This window comes from Leclercia sp. UBA5076, from assembly GCF_002416465.1.
Lineage (GTDB): Bacteria > Pseudomonadota > Gammaproteobacteria > Enterobacterales > Enterobacteriaceae > Enterobacter.
On record NZ_DIAO01000004.1, the window covers coordinates 87,086 to 107,735 of the forward strand.

Genomic DNA, 20,650 nt, shown 5'->3' on the forward strand with positions numbered 1-20,650 from the left:
CAAGCTGATTTTTCAATACGACTGAATTACAAACCAAATTTGCGAGGAGCTTTCCGAAAATGAGGTTGATCTTTAGTCGCACAGGGGTTACTGTATATCCATACAGTAACTACAGGGCTGGATTGATTATGTACTCTTCAGGCTATGCAAACCGTTCAACTACTTTCTCTTCTACCGCAGGTAAAAGCGCGCTGAATTCCACTGCGCCTGTTTCCACCGGGCTGATTAGTGAAGTGCTCTACCGTGAAGACCAGCCCATGATGACGCAGCTGTTATTGCTGCCACTGTTACAGCAGCTTGGTCAGCAGTCGCGCTGGCAGCTGTGGCTTACGCCGCAGCAGAAATTGAGCCGGGAATGGGTGCAGTCCGCCGGCTTGCCGCTCGCAAAAGTGATGCAGATAAGCCAGATGGATCCATGCCATACTGTAGATTCAATGGTGAGGGCGTTACGTACCGGAAATTACAGCGTCGTGATCGGTTGGTTTACGCACGAGTTGACGGAAACGGAGCAACATCGTCTGGCTGAAGCCGCCGAAGAAGGTAATGCGCTCGGCTTCATAATGCGTCCCATTCGAATGAATGCTCTGGGCAACGGACACCTTTCTGGGCTAAAAATTCACTCCAATTTGTATCATTAAGTAAAAATAAGAGTATTCCTGGAATTTTTTTTGCGCCCTCTGTACGCCGTTGGTTCTCTATAAAAAAGCCGCGAAAAGTCTTGTCTGCCGCGGCTTTCTTCATTTTAGCACGCCTTAAATTGCGCAATAAATGTTAAATATTGTGTATACAAAACTTTTTTTTTCATATGCCTGACAGAGTTCACACTTGTAAGTTTTCAGGTACGTTGTAGACTTTACATCGCCAGGGGTGCTCGGCCTAAGCCGAAGATATCGGTAGGTTTACTCTTTGTCCCCGCCCCCCGGTGAAGGATTTAACCGTGACTCTCATTGAGATTCTCATGGCGATTTTTGGATGATAACGAGGCGCAAAAAATGAAAAAGACAGCTATCGCGATTGCAGTGGCACTGGCTGGTTTCGCTACCGTAGCGCAGGCCGCTCCGAAAGATAATACCTGGTACGCTGGTGGTAAACTGGGCTGGTCTCAGTTCCATGACACTGGTTGGTATAACGACGCTCTGAACAACGACGGTCCAACTCATGAAAGCCAGCTGGGCGCAGGCGCGTTCGGTGGTTATCAGGTTAACCCGTACGTTGGCTTCGAAATGGGTTACGACTGGCTGGGCCGTATGCCTTACAAAGGCGACAACGTTAACGGCGCATTCAAAGCTCAGGGCGTTCAGCTGACTGCTAAACTGGGCTACCCAGTAAATGACGCTGTAGACATCTACACCCGTCTGGGCGGCATGGTATGGCGTGCAGACTCCAGCAACAGCATCGCTGGCGACGACCATGACACCGGCGTATCCCCAGTATTCGCTGGTGGCGTTGAGTGGGCTATGACCCGTGACGTTGCTACCCGTCTGGAATACCAGTGGGTTAACAACATCGGCGACGGCAACACCGTTGGTGTTCGTCCAGACAACGGCATGCTGAGCGTGGGTGTTTCCTACCGTTTCGGCCAGCAGGAAGAAGCAGCGCCAATCGTTGCTCCAGCTCCAGCACCGGCTCCAGAAGTACAGACCAAGCACTTCACTCTGAAGTCTGACGTTCTGTTCAACTTCAACAAAGCAACCCTGAAACCAGAAGGTCAGCAGGCACTGGATCAGCTGTACACCCAGCTGAGCAACCTGGATCCTAAAGATGGTTCCGTCGTGGTTCTGGGCTTCACCGACCGTATCGGTTCTGACGCTTACAACCAGGGTCTGTCTGAGAAACGTGCTCAGTCCGTTGTTGACTACCTGATCTCTAAAGGTATCCCGGCTAACAAGATCTCCCCACGTGGTATGGGCGAATCTAACCCAGTTACCGGTTCTACCTGTGACAACGTGAAAGCTCGCGCTGCACTGATCGACTGCCTGGCTCCAGATCGTCGCGTAGAGATCGAAGTTAAAGGCATCAAAGACGTTGTAACTCAGCCAGCGGCATAAGTTATCGTCTGACAAAAAACCCCGCCATGTTGCGGGGTTTTTTATTGCCTGAAGTAAAGTAAAACGCTACTTTTTACCGGCCAGCAGCGCCTGGAGATCGGTTTTCAGGGTCGACATCTGACTGGCGTACTTCTCTTTATGTTCCGCATCTTCAATCAGCTGTACGATGGTTTCTGACAAGGTTTTCCCCCGTCGCTGGGCGAGCCCGGCCAGACGCTGCCAGACCATGAACTCCAGATCAATCGACTTTTTACGGGTATGTTGATGCTCAGCATTAAAGTGCCGTTTGCGCCGCGCACGGATAGTCTGCTTCATTCGGTTCAGTAAGGCAGGATTAATATGCTTTTCAATCCAGCCATTGACCAGAATGGGTTCATTTTCGAGGGTCAGCAATAAATCTACAGCTTCTTTTGCAGCACTGGCTTCGAGGTAGCAGGTGATCAACTCCCCTTCACGGTGTTTTTTGACCAGATACTTCCATTTCCAGCCGCTTTCGAGATTTTCCAGTTGTTGATATTTCATTGCGATCTCAGTGTGACCGTGTAACTGTGTTCAGAATATCAGTTTTTTAGCAATCTGCTGAAAAGAAATCATATCCTGTGACACGCGGTGACGCATTCCTGCCCGGAAACCCCGATTCCCTCATGTGCAGAGCCTGCGCCTTACGGTATACTCCATCGTTTTACTTCTGACTAAAAAACATCAACTTTGACCATTACGAAACTTGCATGGCGTGACCTTGTTCCGGATACCGACAGTTATCAGGAACTGTTTGCACAGCCAGATCTCGCGAAAGAAGACGAATACATCCTCAGCGACACTCAGCCCCGTTTGCATTACGCGCTGGAGCAGGTGTTAAGCCCATGGGCTACCTCACCATTCATGTTGTTGAAAGCGCCAGACGAAGCGGAGTATCTGAATCTTCTGGCAGATGCCATGCGGCAGCTGCAGCCAGAAGCCGGAACGGTCTTTGGTGGTGAGTACCGCATCGATGGGCATACCGTTACCTTTGAACCCGCCACCGTACCCGATGGCCGTTTTGCTGTCACCGGCAACATCGTCCAGGCGGGCTGGACAGAAGCAGAGCAGCTGTTCGGCTGTCTGCGCCAGTTTAACGGTGAACTTACCCTGCACCCCGGTCTGGTTCATCAGGCAAACGGCGGCATGCTGGTTATCTCCCTGCGCACGCTGCTTGCTCAGCCGCTTCTGTGGATGCGCCTGAAAAACAGCGTTAGCCAGCAGCGCTTCGATTGGGTGGCCTACGACGAGTCGCGCCCTCTTCCGGTCGCTGTGCCCTCTATGCCGCTCACCCTGAAAGTGGTGCTCATCGGCGATCGCGAAGCGCTGGCGGATTTCCAGGAGATGGAACCCGAACTGGCCGACCAGGTGGTCTACAGCGAGTTTGAAGAGAGTACCCAGATTGCGGATGCTGAAGATATGCAGCAATGGCTGCAGTGGGTTTACGCCGTCTGCCAGCGTGCGCAGCTGCCAACGCCTGCTGCCGATGCCTGGCCGGTGCTGATCCGTGAAGCGGTCCGCTATACCGGCGATCAGGAGACTCTGCCGCTTTGTCCTCTCTGGCTTGGCAAACAGCTGCGTGAAGCCGCAGCCATGACCGAAGACGATACGGTCACCGGCGAACAGCTCTCCCAGATGCTGGTGCAGCGCGAATGGCGTGAAGGCTATCTTGCCGATCGCATGCAGGATGAGATCCTGCTTGAGCAGATCCTGGTTGAAACCGAAGGCGAACGCGTCGGGCAGATCAACGCTCTGTCGGTAATTGAATTCCCTGGCCACCCGCGCGCCTTTGGCGAGCCGTCGCGTATCAGCTGCGTCGTGCATATCGGCGACGGTGAGTTTATCGATGTCGAACGCAAAGCCGAGCTGGGCGGGAATATTCACGCCAAGGGCATGATGATCATGCAGGCCTTCCTGATGTCGGAACTGCAGCTCGAGCAGCAGATCCCCTTCACCGCCTCGCTGACCTTCGAGCAGTCCTACAGCGAAGTGGATGGCGACAGTGCGTCGATGGCAGAGCTGTGTGCCCTCATCAGCGCCCTGGCCGATGTGCCGGTGAATCAGAGCATTGCGATCACCGGTTCCGTGGACCAGTTTGGTCGCGCGCAGCCGGTCGGCGGTCTGAATGAGAAGATCGAGGGCTTCTTTACCGTTTGCCAGCAGCGTGGGCTGAGCGGTAAACAGGGTGTGATCATTCCTCTTCCGAACGTGCGTCATCTCAGCCTCAGTCAGGAACTGCTGAAGGCGGTAGAAGAGGAACAATTCAGCCTCTGGGCCATCGAAGACATTACAGATGCGCTACCCTTACTGACAAACCTGGAGTGGGACGCCGAGGGGCAAACCACACTGATGCAGACTATCCAGGAACGTATTGCGCAGGCAACGCAACAGGAAGCGCGCCACCGTTATCCCTGGCCGTTACGCTGGTTGAACTGGTTCACGCCAAACTGATCGGACTTGTTCAGCGTACACGTGTTAGCTATCCTGCGTCCTTCACTAAAATAAGGCATACTGAGAACATGGTAGATAAACGCGAATCCTATACAAAAGAAGATCTTCTTGCCTCTGGTCGCGGTGAACTGTTTGGCGCGAAAGGCCCGCAGTTACCGGCCCCGAACATGCTGATGATGGACCGTGTCGTGAAGATGACGGAAACCGGCGGCAACTTCGATAAGGGTTACGTAGAAGCAGAGCTCGATATCAACCCGGACCTGTGGTTCTTTGGTTGCCACTTTATTGGCGATCCGGTGATGCCAGGCTGCCTGGGTCTGGACGCGATGTGGCAGCTGGTTGGCTTTTACCTCGGCTGGCTGGGTGGCGAAGGTAAAGGCCGCGCGCTGGGCGTGGGTGAAGTGAAATTCACCGGTCAGGTTCTGCCGACCGCGAAAAAAGTTACCTACCGTATTCACTTCAAACGCATTGTTAACCGTCGCCTGATTATGGGCCTGGCGGATGGCGAAGTGCTGGTCGACGGGCGTCTGATCTACACCGCGAACGACCTGAAAGTGGGTCTGTTCCAGGACACCTCCGCATTCTGATTGTTGCTTTTACCAGAGCATATAAAGGCGAAACCTCCGCAGTGCGGAGGTTTCTTTTTTTAAAGAGACGCTATCAAGCAAGTACTGCCCTGTCTCCGATGGCTTCTCGCCAGCCCCCTAACCATTGTGACCTCTGATTCAAGGTCTGATAGGGACACATTTCTTTTGAACGTCCGGCGATGCCAGCCTGATAACCACGTTGATGAGCCCTTTCAAGGCGATCTCGTTTCTGTCTCTTCATGCCTCGTTTCCCTCATTATTTGATCTGGTGGAAAAGAAAACAGTGATTACAAAATGTGCAATCACAGATAACGAATACCCTGATTACCGCCGAGCGTCAATGCGCAAAATTCACGCCAGTGTCATAAATGTGAGCTACACAAAAGTTCATTTGTACAAAAATTGTGACGCGGCACAAGTAACCGCCTGAGGGGCAAACGAAAAAAAAGCCGCAATTAGCATCAAGCCAAGTGCGGCTCCGTGCGATGAATTTTACTTATGGCAGTCGGGAGATCTCTCTCGCAATGCTGGCAGACTCCTGCGCCCAGCCCTGGGCCAGCACTTTTACCATCTCATCGTAACCATCTTTCTGCTGGATCAGCTCCAGATGGAAAGGTCGTTTGATCAGCTGACCCTGATGGTTTAGCAGCCACTCCCCGCTGACGATCACCCTGCCATCATAGCGCCCGTGGAAGCCAGTGACATTGACGTTAAGCGTATCCTGGTCGCTTCCCAGCGGCTGCGAGGCTACCACCCATCCCGGCAGTTGGCTGCCAAGGTTGGCGACCAGCGTGTTACGCAGCTGCTGATCCAGCGGGCTGGCCCAGAGATTGTTGCTGGCGATGACGTACTGCACATCGCTGGTCTGATAGACCACGCCATTACCGGCGAGATAATCAGGGACCGCTACCTGTTCGACCCACAGCAGGCGGTTCCCCTGGCTGGCCGTCGTTTGCCCGCCCGCCTGCGCTGCCAGCGGCAGCTGATAATAGCTCTTGTTCTCTGATGCGCTACAGGCGGTCAGAAGCGCCACTGCGGTGATGATTAGCCATTTTTTCATTATTTAGCCCCCTTCGGCTCAGGGTCCTTTTTCTCTTTTGCTTCGAATACCAGCGCATTGCTCTTGGTATTCAGCGTTTTCAGTACCGGCTGGAGCTCACGCAGAACCTGATCGAGGCGCTGCATATCCGCCACCATCTTGTTATATGCCGCGGAGCCCGGCTGGAAGCCCTGCATACTGCGGTTCAGTTCACGCAGCGTCTTCTGCATGTCCTGCGGCAGCTGCTGCATCGACTGGCTGGCGGTCAGCTTGTTGAGATTATCCAGCGTGGCCTGCAGTCGGCGCATCGTCGCCTGGCTTTCACTAAGCGTGTTGGTGGCCTGCTGAATCATCGGATTGAGCGGCAGGTTGTTGATCTTATCCAGCGTTTCCATCAGACGCTGTTGGATCTGCGCCAGGCCACCGCTGACGGTCGGGATAATTTTATACCCGCCAAACTCGCGGATCGCTTTTAGCGGCGGCTCTTTCGGGAAGAAGTCCATATCCACATACAGCGCCCCGGTCACCAGATTACCGGTTTTGAGCGAGCCGCGCAGGCCGCGCTTCATCAGCCCGTCGATATGCTGAGCAATGTCCGGCGTATCGCCAACCTGATTAATCAGCCGCTCCGGCTCAATGCGGATCAGCACCGGAATACGGTAGTCATCATCCAGCACCTGGCGCATACCCGGCGCAAAGAACGGCACCTTAGCGACGGTTCCGAGACGGATACCGCGGAATTCAACCGGCGCGCCCGGCTGCAGGCCGCGGACAGAATCTTTGAAGAACATCAGGTAGTCGATATGGTCGGTATAGAGCGAATCCTGAATGCTTCTCTGATCGTCATAGAGCTTGAATGCCGTGTGCTGCGCCACCGGCTGGCCCTGATCCAGCCCTTCCGGCACGTCAAAACTGACGCCACCGCCGAAGAGCGTAGAGAGTGAGCCCATTTCGACGCGCATACCGGCTGAGGTTAAGTCTACGGCGATACCGCTGTCTTTCCAGAAACGCACGTTGCTGGTCACCAGGCGATCGTTAGGCGCATTGATAAACAGCTGGTAACTGATGGTGCGTTTTTGGGTGTCAAACGTGCTGGTTTCAACGGAACCCACGCGATAACCGCGGAACAATACCGGATCGCCCGGACTCAGCTGGCCCGCTTTTTTACTGTCGAGGATGACGCGGATCCCCTTCGCATCGGGTGGCGCCAGCGGCGGTGAGTCCAGCAGTTGATATTCCGCTGGCTGGACGCCCTTTTTCCCCGGTTGCAGTTCAATATATGCCCCGGATAATAACGTGCCCAGACCGCTGATGCCTTCACGGCCCACCTGCGGTTTCACCACCCAGAACACCGAGTCGCCGTGTAGCAGCTTCTCCATGCCAGCGTGGAGACGGGCTTTGATCTCTACGTGTGTCAGGTCGTCAGTCAGGGTCGCGCTTTCGACGACCCCCACATCCACGCTGCGGCTTTTGATGGTGGTTTTACCGCCCTCAATCCCCTCGGCGTTGGTGGTGATTAACGTCACTTCCGGACCCTGATGGCTGTAATGATAAAACAGGATCCAGGCACCGATCAGGGCAGTCACGATGGGGAAAATCCACACCGGCGACCAGTTTCTGACCTTCTGCACTTTCGCCTCTCCGCTTCTCTTTTCCATGCTTTTATTCATCCTCATGGCTCGACGCTGACTCACGATCCCAGGATAACCGAGGGTCGAAAGTCATGGCCGCAAACATGGTCATAATCACGACCAATGCAAACATTACCGCTCCGATGGCGGGATAGATACTCATTAATCCGCCTATACGCACCAGCGCAGAGAGGACGGCAATCACAAAGACGTCAATCATTGACCAGCGCCCGACAAACTCTACGACTTCATAGATCAGATGCATCCGCTCGCTGTCACGCTTGCCGTGTCCTTTGGCATCCCAGCAGAGCCAGGCAATCGCAATCATTTTGAGCGTGGGAACCATAATACTGGCGATAAAGATCACCAGCGCAACCGGATAGGAGCCTTCACTCCATAGCAGTACAACCCCGGCCATGATAGTCGATGGCATTCTATCGCCCAGCAGGTCGGTAATCATAATCGGCAGTATGTTGGCCGGGAGATAGAGGATCATGGAGGTAATAAGCAGTGCCATGGTCCACTGAAGACTGTTTTTACGCCGCACATGCCCTTTTGTTGCGCAACGCGGGCAGACATACTGGTCGGCAGGAAGGATCGCTGTGCAGCAGGCGCATAAGCGCAAATTTTGGTTGATTCCCGGCACACCGGGTTGCAGCGTTTGCGGCAATACGGGCGCAGGAGCGATATCGTCCCATGCCCAACGGCGATCCACGCACTGAAACGCGCGTAGTTGCAGGATACAGAACAGGCACCAGGGAATAAAACTGCTGCCAATGCCGATATCGCCGTAGGCCATCAGCTTAACAAAGCTCACCAGAATACCGGCTAAGAAAATCTCCGCCATCCCCCAGCTTTTCAACTGGAACAGGATCCGCGCCAGCCTGATTTTCAGTGCTCCGGGCATATGCGCCCGGTTCACGAGAAGTAAGATAACCACCAGGCAAAACGCCGGTACGATCTGGACGAAAAGTAAAAAGAATGTTCCCAGACTGGCGTAATTCTCTGAGAACATCACGCGGGGTATCTCCAGCAAATGGACTTCGCTGGTGATCCCCCCCACCTTCATATTAATAAAGGGGAAAAGATTGGAGAGAAAGAGCATAAACAACGCAGCAATGGCATAAGCAGTAGGACGCTGCCGCGGCGCGTCCCACTCTGTTGTCAGCGTTGTCCCGCAGCGCGGGCATGCCGCTTTGTGGCCATGCTCGAGCACCGGAAGCGCCACGAGCATATCGCACTGTGAGCATAAAATATGCCGGTCGGCATGGTGATGTTCACACATACTGGCTCCATGTTTAACTTATGCGCCGTTTTTCAGAGCCTCAAGATATTCCCAGCGTTCAAATGCCTCTTCCAGCGCCTGCTCAGCCTGGGCCATATCGGCCAGAACTTTTTGAGTATAGTCATGCGGCTGGCTGAAGAATGACGCGTCTGCCACCTGAGCCTGCAAACTTTCCAGACTGGCTTCGAGCTCTTCCAGACGCTGCGGCAAGCCTTCCAGTTCGCGCTGAAGGTTATAGCTTAATTTGGCCGTGGTGCGTTTGCTATTTTCTGCTTTTGGAACAGCAACTTCCGCTTCCACCTTCGCTTTTGACTGTTTTGTCGCCTGCGATTGTGCCTGCTGCCCACGGGCATCGTGATAACCGCCCACATACTGACCAATTCGTCCCTGGCCTTCGAAGATCCAGCATTCGGTGACGGTGTTATCCACGAACTGACGATCGTGGCTGACCAGCATCACAGTTCCCTGATAACTATCAATCAGTTCTTCCAGAAGTTCCAGCGTTTCAACGTCAAGATCGTTGGTCGGTTCGTCAAGAATAAGCAGGTTGCTGGGTTTCAGGAACAAACGCGCCAGTAACAGGCGGTTACGCTCCCCACCAGAGAGGGCGCGCACCGGGGTCATCGCCCGTTTGGGATGGAACAGGAAGTCCTGCAGATAGCCCAGCACGTGGCGCGGCTTACCGTTCACCATCACTTCCTGCTTGCCTTCGGCGAGGTTGTCCATCACCGTTTTATCCGGATCCAGCTCAGCGCGGTGCTGGTCGAAGTACGCCACTTCCAGCTTGGTACCGCAGTGGATGCGGCCGCTATCTGCCTTAAGTTGATCCAGCATCAGCTTCAGCAGCGTGGTCTTACCGCAGCCGTTCGGGCCGATAAGGGCGATTTTGTCGCCGCGCTGAACCTGGGCGGAGAAGTCCTTCACCAGCACCTTGCCGTCGACCTGGTAGTTGACGTTTTCCATCTCAAAGACGATTTTGCCTGAACGGCTCGCCTCTTCGACCTGCATCTTCGCGCTGCCCATCACCTCGCGGCGTTCACTGCGCTCGCGGCGCATCGCTTTCAGGGCACGGACGCGGCCTTCATTACGGGTACGACGCGCTTTAATGCCCTGACGGATCCACACCTCTTCCTGCGCCAGCTTGCGGTCAAACTCTGCGTTTTGCAGCTCCTCTACCCGCAGGTTTTCCTCTTTTTCCAGCAGATAGGTGTCGTAATCGCCCGGATAGGTCACCAGCTTGCCGCGATCGAGATCGACAATACGGGTCGCCATATTGCGGATAAACGAACGGTCATGAGAGATAAAGATAATGGTGCCGTTGAAGGTTTTCAGGAACCCTTCCAGCCAGTCAATGGTTTCGATATCCAGGTGGTTAGTCGGTTCATCGAGCAGCAGCACTTTCGGCCCGCTGACCAGCGCCCGGCCCAGCGCCGCCTTACGCAGCCAGCCGCCAGAAAGAGAGGCCAGCGGCATGTCCGCTTCCAGACCTAACTGCGCCAGCACTTCGTTAATGCGGTTTTCCAGCTGCCACAGGCCATGATGATCCAGCAGCTCCTGCAGGCGCGCCATCTCATTCAGGTTTTTGGTGCTGGGATCGGTCATCACCAGATGTGAGATCTCGTGGTAGCGCTTCAGGTATTCGGCCTGCTCTTCGATGCCTTCGGCGACAAAATCGTAGACGCTGCCCTGAACGTTGCGCGGCGGATCCTGCTGCAGACGCGCCACAACCAGATCCTGTTCGTAAATAATGCGCCCGTCATCCAGCCCCTGCTCGCGGTTGAGGATCTTCATCAGCGTCGATTTTCCGGCGCCATTACGCCCCACCAGACAGACACGTTCGTTATCTTCGATATGCAGCTCAGCATTATCGAGAAGCGGCGCGTCGCTGAACGACAGCCACGCCCCATGCATACTAATTAATGACATTTACTTTTCCTTTCAGACCGCGGTAATCAGCCAGCAGTTATGGATCTGACGGTTACGGGCAAAATCCTGGGACAGGGTTTTTTGACTAATCTCTTGTGCTTTCAGCCCCAGTTTTTCCAGCCCTTCATGATCCATGCGGAAACCGCGTTTGTTGTTCGAGAACATGATCGTGCCGCCTTTACGCAGCATACGTTTGAGATCTTTCATCAGCGCAATATGGTCGCGCTGGACATCGAAAGACTCTTCCATGCGTTTGGAGTTAGAGAAGGTCGGCGGATCGATAAAGATCAGATCGAACTGCTCTTCGGTTTCACGCAGCCAGCCCAGCACGTCAGCCTGCAACAGGCGGTGCGCGCGGCCGGTCAGGCCGTTAAGGCGCAGGTTGCGCTCCGCCCACTCCAGATAGGTGCGGGACATATCCACGGTGGTAGTGGTACGCGCACCGCCCAGGCCGGCATGTACGCTGGCGCTGCCGGTATAGGAGAAGAGGTTCAGGAAGTCTTTACCTTTACTCATCTGGCCCAGCATGCGGCGGGCAATGCGGTGGTCGAGGAACAGCCCGGTATCGAGATAGTCGGTGAGGTTCACCCACAGGCGCGCGTTGTATTCGCCTACTTCGATAAACTCGCCCTTGCTGTTCATCTTCTCATACTGGTTTTTACCCTTCTGACGCTCACGGGTTTTAAGGATCAGTTTGTTTGGCGCAATATTCAGCACGCTGATGGTCGCGGCAATAATATCAAGCATACGCTGACGGGCTTTCTGCGGATCGACGGTTTTAGGCGGGGCATACTCCTGCACAACCACCCAGTCGGCGTAGCGATCGACCGCCACGTTGTATTCCGGCAAATCGGCGTCATACAGGCGATAACATTCAATGCCTTCCTGCTTCGCCCATTTTTCAAATTTCTTCAGGTTCTTGCGCAGGCGGTTGGCGTAATCTTCCGCGATGGTGGCAGGTTTGCTGTCCGCCTCTTTCTCGGCCAGATGGTAATTTTTCTGCACGCAGTCCAGCGGACCGTTTTTGGCCTTGAACTGGCGCTCGGCGCGCAGTTGCAGGCAGCTCAACAGCTCAGGGGAGGCGCTGAACAAAGAGAGGTTCCAGCCGCCAAACAGATCCTTCATGGTGCGCCCCAGCAGGCTATGCAGGGCAATCAGCGCAGGCTCGCTGTCCAGACGTTCGCCGTAAGGCGGGTTGCTGATTACCGTGCCGTACGGGCCTTTTGGCAGCGGATTGGTGAGCTGGGAAACGTCTTTAACCTCAAAGGCGATCAGCTCGCCGATCCCGGCGCGGCGGGCGTTGCTGCGCGCGCGTTCAATGACGCGGGCGTCGCTGTCAGAACCATAGAAGCGGGATTCATAGGCTGCCAGCCCGGCACGTGCGCGCGTCTGGGCTTCGGCTTTTACCTCCTGCCAGATGGCCTCGTCGTGCTGAGCCCAGCCCTTAAAGCCCCACGCGCCGCGATGCAGGCCAGGCGCGCGGGCGGTTGCCAGCATCGCCGCTTCGATAAGCAGGGTACCGGAACCACACATCGGATCGAGCAACGGCGTACCCGGTAGCCAGCCGGAACGCATCACGATGGCGGCCGCCAGGTTCTCTTTGATCGGCGCAATACCGGCACGATCGCGGTAGCCGCGCTGGTGCAGGCCTTCGCCACACAGATCCAGCGCAATGCTGGCAACTTCTTTATTCAGGCGAACGTTGATGCGCAGGTCCGGATTTTCACGATCGACGTTCGGACGCTCCAGATTTTTGCGCGTGAAACAGTCGACGATGGCATCTTTGACCTTCAGCGCCCCGTACTGGCTGTTACGGATCTCATCGTTCAGGCCGCTGAAGTGCACGGCAAAAGTGGCGCCTGGGGCAAAAATCTCTGTCCAGTCGATAGTCTGCACGCCAATATAAAGATCGAGATCGCTATAAACCTTGCACTCTCTCATCGGCAACATGATGCGTGAGGCCAGGCGGCTCCACATCAGGCTCTGGTAAATAAGCCGCGTGTCGCCCTGAAAATGGACACCACCCTGAACCACCTGGCACTCTTGCGCGCCCAGATTTTCCAGTTCAGTTTTTAACAGCTCTTCCAGCCCACGGGCCGTACTGGCAAACAGAGAATTCATATCGTCACTTTTACTCTAAGAAAATTGCTGCGCATTATAGCCAATCTGGGCTCTATGTCATAAAGTTGAGGGCTTATTTTCATTTGAGGGCTGCGCCGTGGCGACGTTATCCAGGCTTTTCATTCATCCGGTTAAATCCATGCGCGGTATTGGGCTCACGCATGCCCTTGCCGATGTCAGCGGTTTTGCCTTTGATCGCATTTTTATGGTCACAGAGCTGGATGGCACATTTATTACCGCACGCCAGTTCCCGCAAATGGTTCGCTTCATCCCGGCGCCGGTTCAGGATGGTCTCCATCTGACTGCGCCGGATGGTTCCAGTAGTATCGTCCGTTTCAGCGATTTTGCGCCAGCGGATGCGCCCACCGAAGTCTGGGGCAACCACTTTACCGCCCGTATCGCCCCGGACGCGATCAACCGCTGGCTGAGCGAATTCTTTTCCCGCCCGGTTCAGCTCCGCTGGGTTGGGCCGGAGCTGACGCGACGCGTGGCTAAGTTTGCCGCGGTGCCGCTCTCTTTTGCCGACGGATTCCCGTATCTGCTCACAAACGAAGCCTCGCTGCGCGACCTGCAACAGCGCTGCCCGGCCAGCGTGCAGATGGAGCAGTTCCGCCCGAACCTGGTGGTGACAGGCGCTGCCGCCTGGGAAGAGGACACCTGGAAAGTGATCCGCATCGGCGAGGTCATTTTTGACGTGGTGAAACCCTGCAGCCGCTGCATCTTTACCACCGTCAGCCCGGAGAAAGGGCAGAAACACCCGGCTGGCGAACCGCTAAAAACCCTGCAATCTTTCCGCACCGCGCAGGATAATGGTGATGTCGATTTCGGCCAGAACCTGATCCCGCGCTCCAGCGGAGTGATCCGCGTGGGCGACGAGGTGGAGATCCTCTCGACCGCCCCGGGCCGTCTCTACGGTGCAGGCGCCGAAGAAGAGGCCAGCGACGTGGAAGTGCAGCCTGCAACGGCGGTGACCATCCAGTGGCAGGGGCAGACCATTCGCGGTAACAATCAGCAGGTGTTACTGGAGCAGCTTGAACAGGCCGGGATTCGCGTGCCCTACTCCTGCCGTGCGGGGATTTGCGGATGCTGTCGCATTACGCTGGTTGAGGGGGAAGTGAGCGCGCTGAAGAAATCGGCCATTGGCAGCGACGGCACAATCCTGTGCTGTAGCTGCGTACCGAAAACGTCGTTACAACTCGAGGCTTAAACGGCCTGTTCCAGGCTGAAGCTGACCGGTTGCGGTTTCAGCCTGTCATTCATCACTTTAATCGGGTCGCCCAACTGCATGGTGCGCCCGGCAATGGTCACCGCGGGCTGCGCCAGTAAACAGAGCGCAGCGTTGTCGCCCGGCTCCACCACCAGCAAATTCACCTGCTCACCATTTTCGCTCAGGCTGACACAGGCGGCATCACCGATAACCGGCGTCCAGCGTTCACCGTGGGCAAGAAAGTGCCAGCTTTTTGGCATCTGGGGTTTGAGGAAGCGGATCGCCACCAGCGCATTGAGCACCAGTTCAGCACGCTGCTCTTTCGACAGTTCCAGGTCACGGCACTTCTCTTCAAAAGAGAAATAGAGTGCGGCATCATCGACGCAAAAACCGGTATCGGCAAAGGCGTCCGGGGTTAACATCCGGCGGGCAAAACGCGAACGAAACAGCATACCATTGGCCAGATCGAGCATCATACGATCGTGCTCTTCGCAGAAATACCAGCGCCAGTTATCGTCAGGTTTAATTCGCATCTGTCTCTCCCGTGCCCGAAACGTCCTGTCGTAAGAAAGTCCTTATTGCCGCTTCGTTTTTTTAACCTCAGTAATCAAAGACTACTATGTCTAATAAAGCAACAGTCCGGGAATATAAAACAACCAGAGCTGGAAATAAAGCCCTGGTTGTCAGTCATGCTAAAAGGTTAGAGGTGATTAACGATTTCTTTAATCAGCGGCGGACCTTTAAAAATAAAGCCGGAATATATCTGAACAAGCGAAGCGCCAGCAGCCATTTTTTCACGGGCGGCGATGACTGAATCAATCCCGCCAACCCCAATAATCGGTAAGCGGCCATTTAATTCCTGCGACAGACGACGAATTATTTCGGTGCTTTTTAACTGCACCGGGCGTCCGCTCAAGCCACCCATTTCATCGCAGTGCTTCATCCCCTGAACTAAAGTGCGGTCGAGCGTGGTATTGGTAGCGATAACACCATCAATATTATGACGAACTAAACTGTCGGCCACCTGAATCAGCTCTTCTTCACTCAGATCCGGCGCAATTTTAACGGCGACCGGCACATATTTATGGTGCGTCGCCTGGAGTTCATTTTGCTTATTTTTGATGGCGGTTAATAAGTCGTCCAGCGCTTCGCCGTATTGCAGGGTACGCAGACCTGGCGTGTTAGGCGAGGAGATATTCACCGCAATATATCCGGCATAAGCGTAGACTTTCTCCATGCAGATCAGGTAGTCATCTTTGCCCTGCTCGACCGGCGTGTCTTTATTTTTGCCGATATTAATGCCTAATACACCGTCGAAATGGGCCTTTTTCACATTTTCAACGAGATGATCGACACCGAGATTATTAAACCCCATGCGGTTAATCAGCCCCTCGGCTTCTACCAGGCGGAACAGGCGTGGCTTGTCGTTACCCGGTTGCGGACGCGGTGTGACGGTACCAATTTCGATGGAGCCGAAGCCCATCGCACCCAGTGCATCAATGCACTCGCCATTTTTATCCAGCCCTGCCGCCAGACCCAATGGGTTTTTAAAGGTTAACCCCATACAGGTGACCGGCTTATCCATCACTTTCTGGCGCACCAGCGCTTCGAGCGGGGTTCCCGTAATACGGCGTAACTGCTGGAATGTTAATTCATGAGCGCGCTCAGGATCGAGCTGGAAAAGGGCTTTACGAACGAAGGGGTAGTACATGAACTCTCCTGGATTCCCGGTGTGCAAACCGGGGGCGTATTATCTGCGATCGCAGCGGGAAAGGGAATTGACCTGAGGCAAAAAAAACCCCGTGCCGCGCAATCGTTTACTTTTCACTCCTCCTTTATTCAATTTTCGGCATTTATCTTGCGGATAAATCATTTAGCGGAATAAGCCAGCGGTGCCACACTGCCAACAAATGTTATCAATGTTAGATAAAAGCGAATAATTGGTTATAAGGAGCATCTATGCGCGTCATTACGTTGGCCGGCAGTCCGCGATTCCCTTCCCGCTCCAGCGCACTGCTGGAGTACGCCCGGGAGCAGCTTACCTCTCTGGATGTGGAGGTGTTCCACTGGAATCTACAAAATTTTGCCCCGGAAGATCTGCTCTATGCCCGCTTCGACAGCCCTGCGCTGAAGGCGCTGAATGAACAGTTAAAAGAGGCCGATGGGCTGATCGTCGCCACGCCGATCTATAAAGCCTCGTTCTCCGGTGCCCTGAAAACCCTGCTGGATCTGCTGCCGGAGCGCGCGTTAGAGGGCAAAGTCGTCCTGCCGCTGGCGACGGGCGGCACTGTGGCCCACCTGCTGGCGGTGGATTACGCCCTGAAACCGGTGCTCAACGCCCTGAAAGCCCAGGAGATCCTGCACGGCGTCTTTGCCGATGATTCTCAGGTCATCGATTACCAGCACAAGCCGCACTTTACCCCAAACCTGCAAACCCGCCTCGACAGCGCGCTGGAGACCTTCTGGCAGGCGCTGCATCGCCGCGACGTGCAGGTTCCAGCCTTCGGTCTTCAGAAAGGAGTCGCCCATGTTTAAATCTCTCGCACGCCTGAGTCTGGCAGGTCTGGTGGCTCTCTCCGCCCTGGCGCATGGCGCAGAGCCCGCGCCCGACAATCTGCGTATTGGCTATCAGAAAGGCAGCGTCAGTATGGTGCTGGCGAAAAGCCATCAGCTGCTGGAAAAACGCTACCCGGACACCAAATTCTCCTGGGTCGAGTTCCCGGCCGGCCCGCAGATGCTGGAGGCGCTGAACGTAGGCAGTATCGATCTCGGCAGCACGGGCGATATCCCGCCAATTTTCGCCCAGGCCGCCGGCGCGGATCTGCTTTACGTCGGCGTTGAGCCGCCAAAACCGAAAGCCGAAGTGATCCTGGTGCCTGAAAATAGCCCGATTAAGAGCGTGGCGGATCTGAAAGGCCACAAAGTGGCTTTCCAGAAAGGCTCCAGCTCCCACAACCTTTTATTGCGCGCGCTCCAGCAGGCGGGCCTGACCTTTAAGGATATTCAGCCGGTCTATCTCTCCCCGTCGGATGCCCGCGCCGCCTTCCAGCAAAAGAGTGTCGATGCCTGGGCTATCTGGGACCCTTACTACTCTGCGGTGCTGCTGCAGGGGGAGGTGAGAGTACTGAAAGATGGCGAAACCCTGAAACAGACCGGCTCTTTCTACCTTGCCGCACGCCCCTATGCCGAGAAGAACGGTGCCTTTATTCAGGGCGTGCTGGATACCTTTAGCGAAGCGGACGCCCTCACCCAGAGCCAGCGCCAGGCCAGTATCGCCCTGCTGGCAAAATCGATGGGTCTGCCGGAGCCGGTCATTGCTACCTACCTTGACCATCGCCCGCCAACCGTCATCAAACCGGTGGATGCGAAAATCGCCGTGTTACAGCAGCAAACCGCCGACCTGTTTTACGACAACCATCTGGTACCGAAAAAAATCGTTATTCGCGACCGCATCTGGCAGCCCACTGCATCGAAAGGAGATAAATCATGAGTCTGAATCTGTTCTGGTTTTTACCTACCCATGGCGACGGTCATTACCTTGGCACCGACGAGGGTGCTCGTCCGGTGGATCATGCTTATCTCCAGCAGATCGCCCAGGCGGCCGATCGGATTGGTTTTACCGGGGTGCTGATCCCGACAGGTCGTTCCTGCGAGGATGCGTGGCTGGTGGCGGCGTCGATGATCCCGGTGACCCAACGCCTGAAGTTTCTGGTGGCCCTGCGTCCCAGCGTGACCTCCCCGACGGTGGCCGCACGCCAGGCCGCGACCCTCGACCGTCTGTCGAATGGCCGCGCCCTGTTTAACCTGGTGACCGGCAGCGATCCGCAGGAGCTGGCGGGAGATGGCGTCTTTTTGGATCACACCGCGCGGTACGAAGCCTCCTCTGAATTCACTCACGTCTGGCGTCGTCTGCTGGAGGGGGAGAACGTCACCTTCGAGGGCAAGCATATCCATGTGCGTGACGCGAAACTCTACTTCCCGCCGATCCAGCAGCCGCGTCCACCGCTCTATTTTGGCGGTTCATCGGACGTTGCCCAGGATCTGGCCGCCGAGCAGGTGGATCTCTACCTTACCTGGGGCGAGCCGCCGGCGCTGGTAAAAGAGAAAATCGAACAGGTGCGCGCCAAAGCCGCGGCGCGGGGTCGTAAAGTCCGCTTCGGTATTCGTCTGCATGTGATTGTGCGCGAAACCACTAAAGAGGCGTGGCAGGCCGCCGACCGCCTGATTTCGCATCTGGACGATGACACCATTGCCAAAGCGCAGGCCGCGTTTGCCCGCACCGATTCCGTGGGGCAACACCGAATGGCCTCCCTGCACAACGGTAAAAGAGAGAATCTGGAGATCAGCCCGAACCTGTGGGCGGGCGTCGGCCTGGTGCGCGGCGGCGCAGGTACCGCCCTGGTGGGGGATGGCCCGACCGTGGCAGCGCGCATTAATGAGTACGCTGACCTCGGTATCGACAGCTTTATTCTCTCCGGTTATCCGCATCTGGAGGAGGCGTACAAGGTGGGCGAACTGCTGTTCCCGCATCTGGATGTCGCCATTCCGGAGATCCCGCAGCCGCAGCAGCTGTTGCAGCAGGGCGAAGCGGTCGCCAACGAATTTATTCCGCGTAAAGTCGCCCAGAGCTAAGGAGAACGCATGGCTCATTCTTCCCGAAAATGGCTGCTGCGCATTGCACCCTGGCTGCTTCCCGCAGGCATTGTGCTTATCTGGCAGTTGGCCTCCTCCGTGGGCTGGCTCTCCAGCCGCATCCTGCCGTCGCCGGAGGGGGTTGTGGAGGCCTTCTGGTCGCTGAGCGCCAGCGGCGAGCTGTGGCAGCATCTGGCGATCAGCGCCTGGCGCGCGGTGATTGGTTTTTCCATCGGCGGGACGATTGGCCTGACGCTGGGGCTGATCAGCGGTCTCTCCCGCTGGGGCGAGCGTCTGCTGGACACCTCGATTCAGATGCTGCGCAACGTGCCACATCTGGCGCTGATCCCGCTGGTGATCCTCTGGTTTGGTATCGATGAGACGGCGAAGATTTTTCTCGTCGCCCTCGGCACGCTCTTCCCGGTCTATATCAACACCTGGCACGGCATCCGTAATATCGATCGCGGGCTGGTGGAGATGGCGCGCAGCTACGGTTTGTCCGGCTTCGCCCTGTTTATCCACGTTATCCTGCCGGGCGCCCTCCCCTCCATTATGGTCGGCGTGCGCTTCGCCCTCGGCCTGATGTGGCTGACGTTAATTGTGGCGGAAACCATCTCCGCCAACTCGGGTATCGGCTACCTGGCGATGAACGCCCGCGAATTCCTGCAGACCGATGTGGTCGTGGTGGCCATTGTTCTCTACGCCCTGCTCGGCAAACTGGCGGATGTCAGCGCCCAGTGGCTGGAACGCCGCTGGCTGCGCTGGAATCCGGCCTACGCGATAAAGGAGGCACACGCATGAATACAGCTCGCTTAAACCAGGGTACGCCGCTGTTGCTCAATGGCGTGACCAAACGCTACGGCGAAAACACCATTCTGAACGAACTGGAGCTGCATATTCCCGCCGGGCAATTCGTGGCGGTGGTGGGCCGCAGCGGCGGTGGCAAAAGCACCCTGCTGCGCCTGTTGGCCGGGCTGGAAGCGCCAAACAGCGGCGAACTGCTGGCCGGGAACACCCCGCTGGCGGAGATCCAGGACGATACCCGGATGATGTTCCAGGATGCCCGACTGCTGCCGTGGAAACCGGTAATCGATAACGTGGGGTTGGGGCTGAAAGGCGACTGGAAAGCGCAGGCATTACAGGCGCTGGCCGCCGTCGGGCTGGACAATCGCGCCGGGGAGTGGCCTGCCGCCCTGTCAGGGGGACAGAAACAGCGCGTGGCGCTGGCCAGAGCGCTGATCCATCGCCCGGGGCTGTTGCTGCTGGATGAGCCGCTGGGGGCGCTGGACGCCCTGACGCGGATTGAGATGCAGGATCTTATCGTCTCGTTATGGCAGGAGCACGGCTTTACGGTGCTGTTGGTGACCCACGATGTGAGCGAAGCCGTGGCCATGGCGGACCGGGTACTGCTCATTGAGGAGGGCAAGATTGGGCTGGATCTGACGATTGACCTTCCTCGCCCTCGCCGGGTGGGTTCGGCACGGCTGGCGGAGCTGGAAGCGGAGGTCCTGGATCGGGTGATGAAGCGTGGGGTAACGGAGCGGCAGTTGATTACGGCTAATGCCTGATGCCCTCACCCTGACCCTCTCCCACAGGGAGAGGGAGGGTAACCATAGGCCCGGTAAGCGTAGCGCCACCGGGCATCAGGCTGCACAGCACTGCCGGGTGGCGGCTTCGCCTTACCCGGCCTACAAAACAGAACCCA

The 20,650-nt window shown here is 56.1% G+C and carries 19 protein-coding genes; 10 read left to right on the forward strand and 9 right to left on the reverse strand.

Features of this window, described 5'->3' with window-relative positions; all coding sequences use genetic code 11:
* The first annotated feature begins 128 nt into the window (after nucleotides 1-128).
* Together sulA and ompA are read left to right on the forward strand one after the other, a co-directional pair.
* Complete coding sequence (gene sulA, locus B3X29_RS04105; RefSeq protein WP_156654225.1) at nucleotides 129-638, forward strand: SOS-induced cell division inhibitor SulA; 510 nt, start codon at nucleotides 129-131, stop codon at nucleotides 636-638.
* Nucleotides 639-992: 354 nt separating this feature from the next.
* Entirely contained in the window at nucleotides 993-2,048 is a 1,056-nt protein-coding gene (gene ompA / locus B3X29_RS04110) for a porin OmpA (RefSeq protein WP_103181059.1), read from the forward strand.
* A 66-nt stretch (nucleotides 2,049-2,114) separates the two neighbouring features.
* Here the strand turns inward: ompA and matP are convergent, their stop codons facing one another.
* The gene (matP, locus tag B3X29_RS04115; RefSeq protein ID WP_103178956.1) at nucleotides 2,115-2,570 is read right to left on the reverse strand and encodes a macrodomain Ter protein MatP; all 456 of its coding nucleotides are present in this window, start codon (nucleotides 2,568-2,570) and stop codon (nucleotides 2,115-2,117) included.
* A 186-nt stretch (nucleotides 2,571-2,756) separates the two neighbouring features.
* Here matP and B3X29_RS04120 point away from each other — a divergent pair, with 186 nt between their 5' ends.
* Both B3X29_RS04120 and fabA read left to right on the forward strand, forming a co-directional pair.
* Nucleotides 2,757-4,517, forward strand: a complete 1,761-nt coding sequence (locus B3X29_RS04120) for an AAA family ATPase (protein ID WP_159339194.1) — start codon at nucleotides 2,757-2,759, stop codon at nucleotides 4,515-4,517.
* A gap of 68 nt (nucleotides 4,518-4,585) precedes the next feature.
* Nucleotides 4,586-5,104 (forward strand): bifunctional 3-hydroxydecanoyl-ACP dehydratase/trans-2-decenoyl-ACP isomerase, encoded by a 519-nt coding sequence (gene fabA, locus B3X29_RS04125; protein WP_000227926.1) that lies wholly within the window; start codon nucleotides 4,586-4,588, stop codon nucleotides 5,102-5,104.
* Between the two features lie 73 nt (nucleotides 5,105-5,177).
* Here the strand turns inward: fabA and rmf are convergent, their stop codons facing one another.
* From rmf to rlmKL, 6 genes are all read right to left on the reverse strand, one after another.
* Nucleotides 5,178-5,345, reverse strand: a complete 168-nt coding sequence (gene rmf / locus B3X29_RS04130) for a ribosome modulation factor (RefSeq protein ID WP_010429337.1) — start codon at nucleotides 5,343-5,345, stop codon at nucleotides 5,178-5,180.
* A 255-nt stretch (nucleotides 5,346-5,600) separates the two neighbouring features.
* Nucleotides 5,601-6,164, reverse strand: a complete 564-nt coding sequence (gene pqiC, locus B3X29_RS04135) for a membrane integrity-associated transporter subunit PqiC (protein WP_103178953.1) — start codon at nucleotides 6,162-6,164, stop codon at nucleotides 5,601-5,603.
* Complete coding sequence (pqiB, locus tag B3X29_RS04140; protein ID WP_103181058.1) at nucleotides 6,164-7,801, reverse strand: intermembrane transport protein PqiB; 1,638 nt, start codon at nucleotides 7,799-7,801, stop codon at nucleotides 6,164-6,166. Before pqiB ends, pqiC begins: the two co-directional genes overlap by 1 nt.
* A gap of 4 nt (nucleotides 7,802-7,805) precedes the next feature.
* Entirely contained in the window at nucleotides 7,806-9,059 is a 1,254-nt protein-coding gene (gene pqiA / locus B3X29_RS04145) for a membrane integrity-associated transporter subunit PqiA (RefSeq protein WP_103178952.1), read from the reverse strand.
* A gap of 18 nt (nucleotides 9,060-9,077) precedes the next feature.
* Entirely contained in the window at nucleotides 9,078-10,985 is a 1,908-nt protein-coding gene (locus B3X29_RS04150; protein WP_103178951.1) for an ABC transporter ATP-binding protein, read from the reverse strand.
* Between the two features lie 12 nt (nucleotides 10,986-10,997).
* Entirely contained in the window at nucleotides 10,998-13,106 is a 2,109-nt protein-coding gene (rlmKL, locus tag B3X29_RS04155; protein WP_290504599.1) for a bifunctional 23S rRNA (guanine(2069)-N(7))-methyltransferase RlmK/23S rRNA (guanine(2445)-N(2))-methyltransferase RlmL, read from the reverse strand.
* Nucleotides 13,107-13,203: 97 nt separating this feature from the next.
* Between rlmKL and B3X29_RS04160 the strand changes: the two genes are divergently transcribed.
* The gene (locus tag B3X29_RS04160) at nucleotides 13,204-14,313 is read left to right on the forward strand and encodes a YcbX family protein (protein ID WP_103178949.1); all 1,110 of its coding nucleotides are present in this window, start codon (nucleotides 13,204-13,206) and stop codon (nucleotides 14,311-14,313) included.
* On the opposite strand, the gene zapC is transcribed toward B3X29_RS04160, so the two are convergent.
* Together zapC and pyrD are read right to left on the reverse strand one after the other, a co-directional pair.
* A complete protein-coding gene (gene zapC / locus B3X29_RS04165; protein ID WP_103178948.1) occupies nucleotides 14,310-14,846 on the reverse strand; it encodes a cell division protein ZapC in 537 nt (178 codons plus the stop codon). The two genes, B3X29_RS04160 and zapC, sit on opposite strands and share 4 nt — an antisense overlap.
* Before the next feature lie 167 nt (nucleotides 14,847-15,013).
* Complete coding sequence (gene pyrD, locus B3X29_RS04170; RefSeq protein ID WP_103178947.1) at nucleotides 15,014-16,024, reverse strand: quinone-dependent dihydroorotate dehydrogenase; 1,011 nt, start codon at nucleotides 16,022-16,024, stop codon at nucleotides 15,014-15,016.
* Between the two features lie 248 nt (nucleotides 16,025-16,272).
* Here pyrD and ssuE point away from each other — a divergent pair, with 248 nt between their 5' ends.
* Genes ssuE through ssuB form a run of 5 tightly spaced genes read left to right on the forward strand, consistent with a single transcriptional unit; the run spans nucleotide 16,273 to nucleotide 20,513 of the window.
* Complete coding sequence (ssuE, locus tag B3X29_RS04175) at nucleotides 16,273-16,848, forward strand: NADPH-dependent FMN reductase (RefSeq protein WP_103178946.1); 576 nt, start codon at nucleotides 16,273-16,275, stop codon at nucleotides 16,846-16,848.
* Nucleotides 16,841-17,803 (forward strand): sulfonate ABC transporter substrate-binding protein, encoded by a 963-nt coding sequence (locus B3X29_RS04180; protein ID WP_159339195.1) that lies wholly within the window; start codon nucleotides 16,841-16,843, stop codon nucleotides 17,801-17,803. Before ssuE ends, B3X29_RS04180 begins: the two co-directional genes overlap by 8 nt.
* A complete protein-coding gene (gene ssuD, locus B3X29_RS04185; RefSeq protein WP_159339196.1) occupies nucleotides 17,800-18,945 on the forward strand; it encodes an FMNH2-dependent alkanesulfonate monooxygenase in 1,146 nt (381 codons plus the stop codon). Before B3X29_RS04180 ends, ssuD begins: the two co-directional genes overlap by 4 nt.
* 9 nt (nucleotides 18,946-18,954) lie before the next feature.
* Entirely contained in the window at nucleotides 18,955-19,746 is a 792-nt protein-coding gene (ssuC, locus tag B3X29_RS04190; RefSeq protein ID WP_114387510.1) for an aliphatic sulfonate ABC transporter permease SsuC, read from the forward strand.
* On the forward strand, nucleotides 19,743-20,513 hold the full coding sequence (gene ssuB / locus B3X29_RS04195; protein ID WP_156654217.1) for an aliphatic sulfonates ABC transporter ATP-binding protein: 771 nt from the start codon (nucleotides 19,743-19,745) through the stop codon (nucleotides 20,511-20,513). Before ssuC ends, ssuB begins: the two co-directional genes overlap by 4 nt.
* Nucleotides 20,514-20,650: the final 137 nt, after the last annotated feature.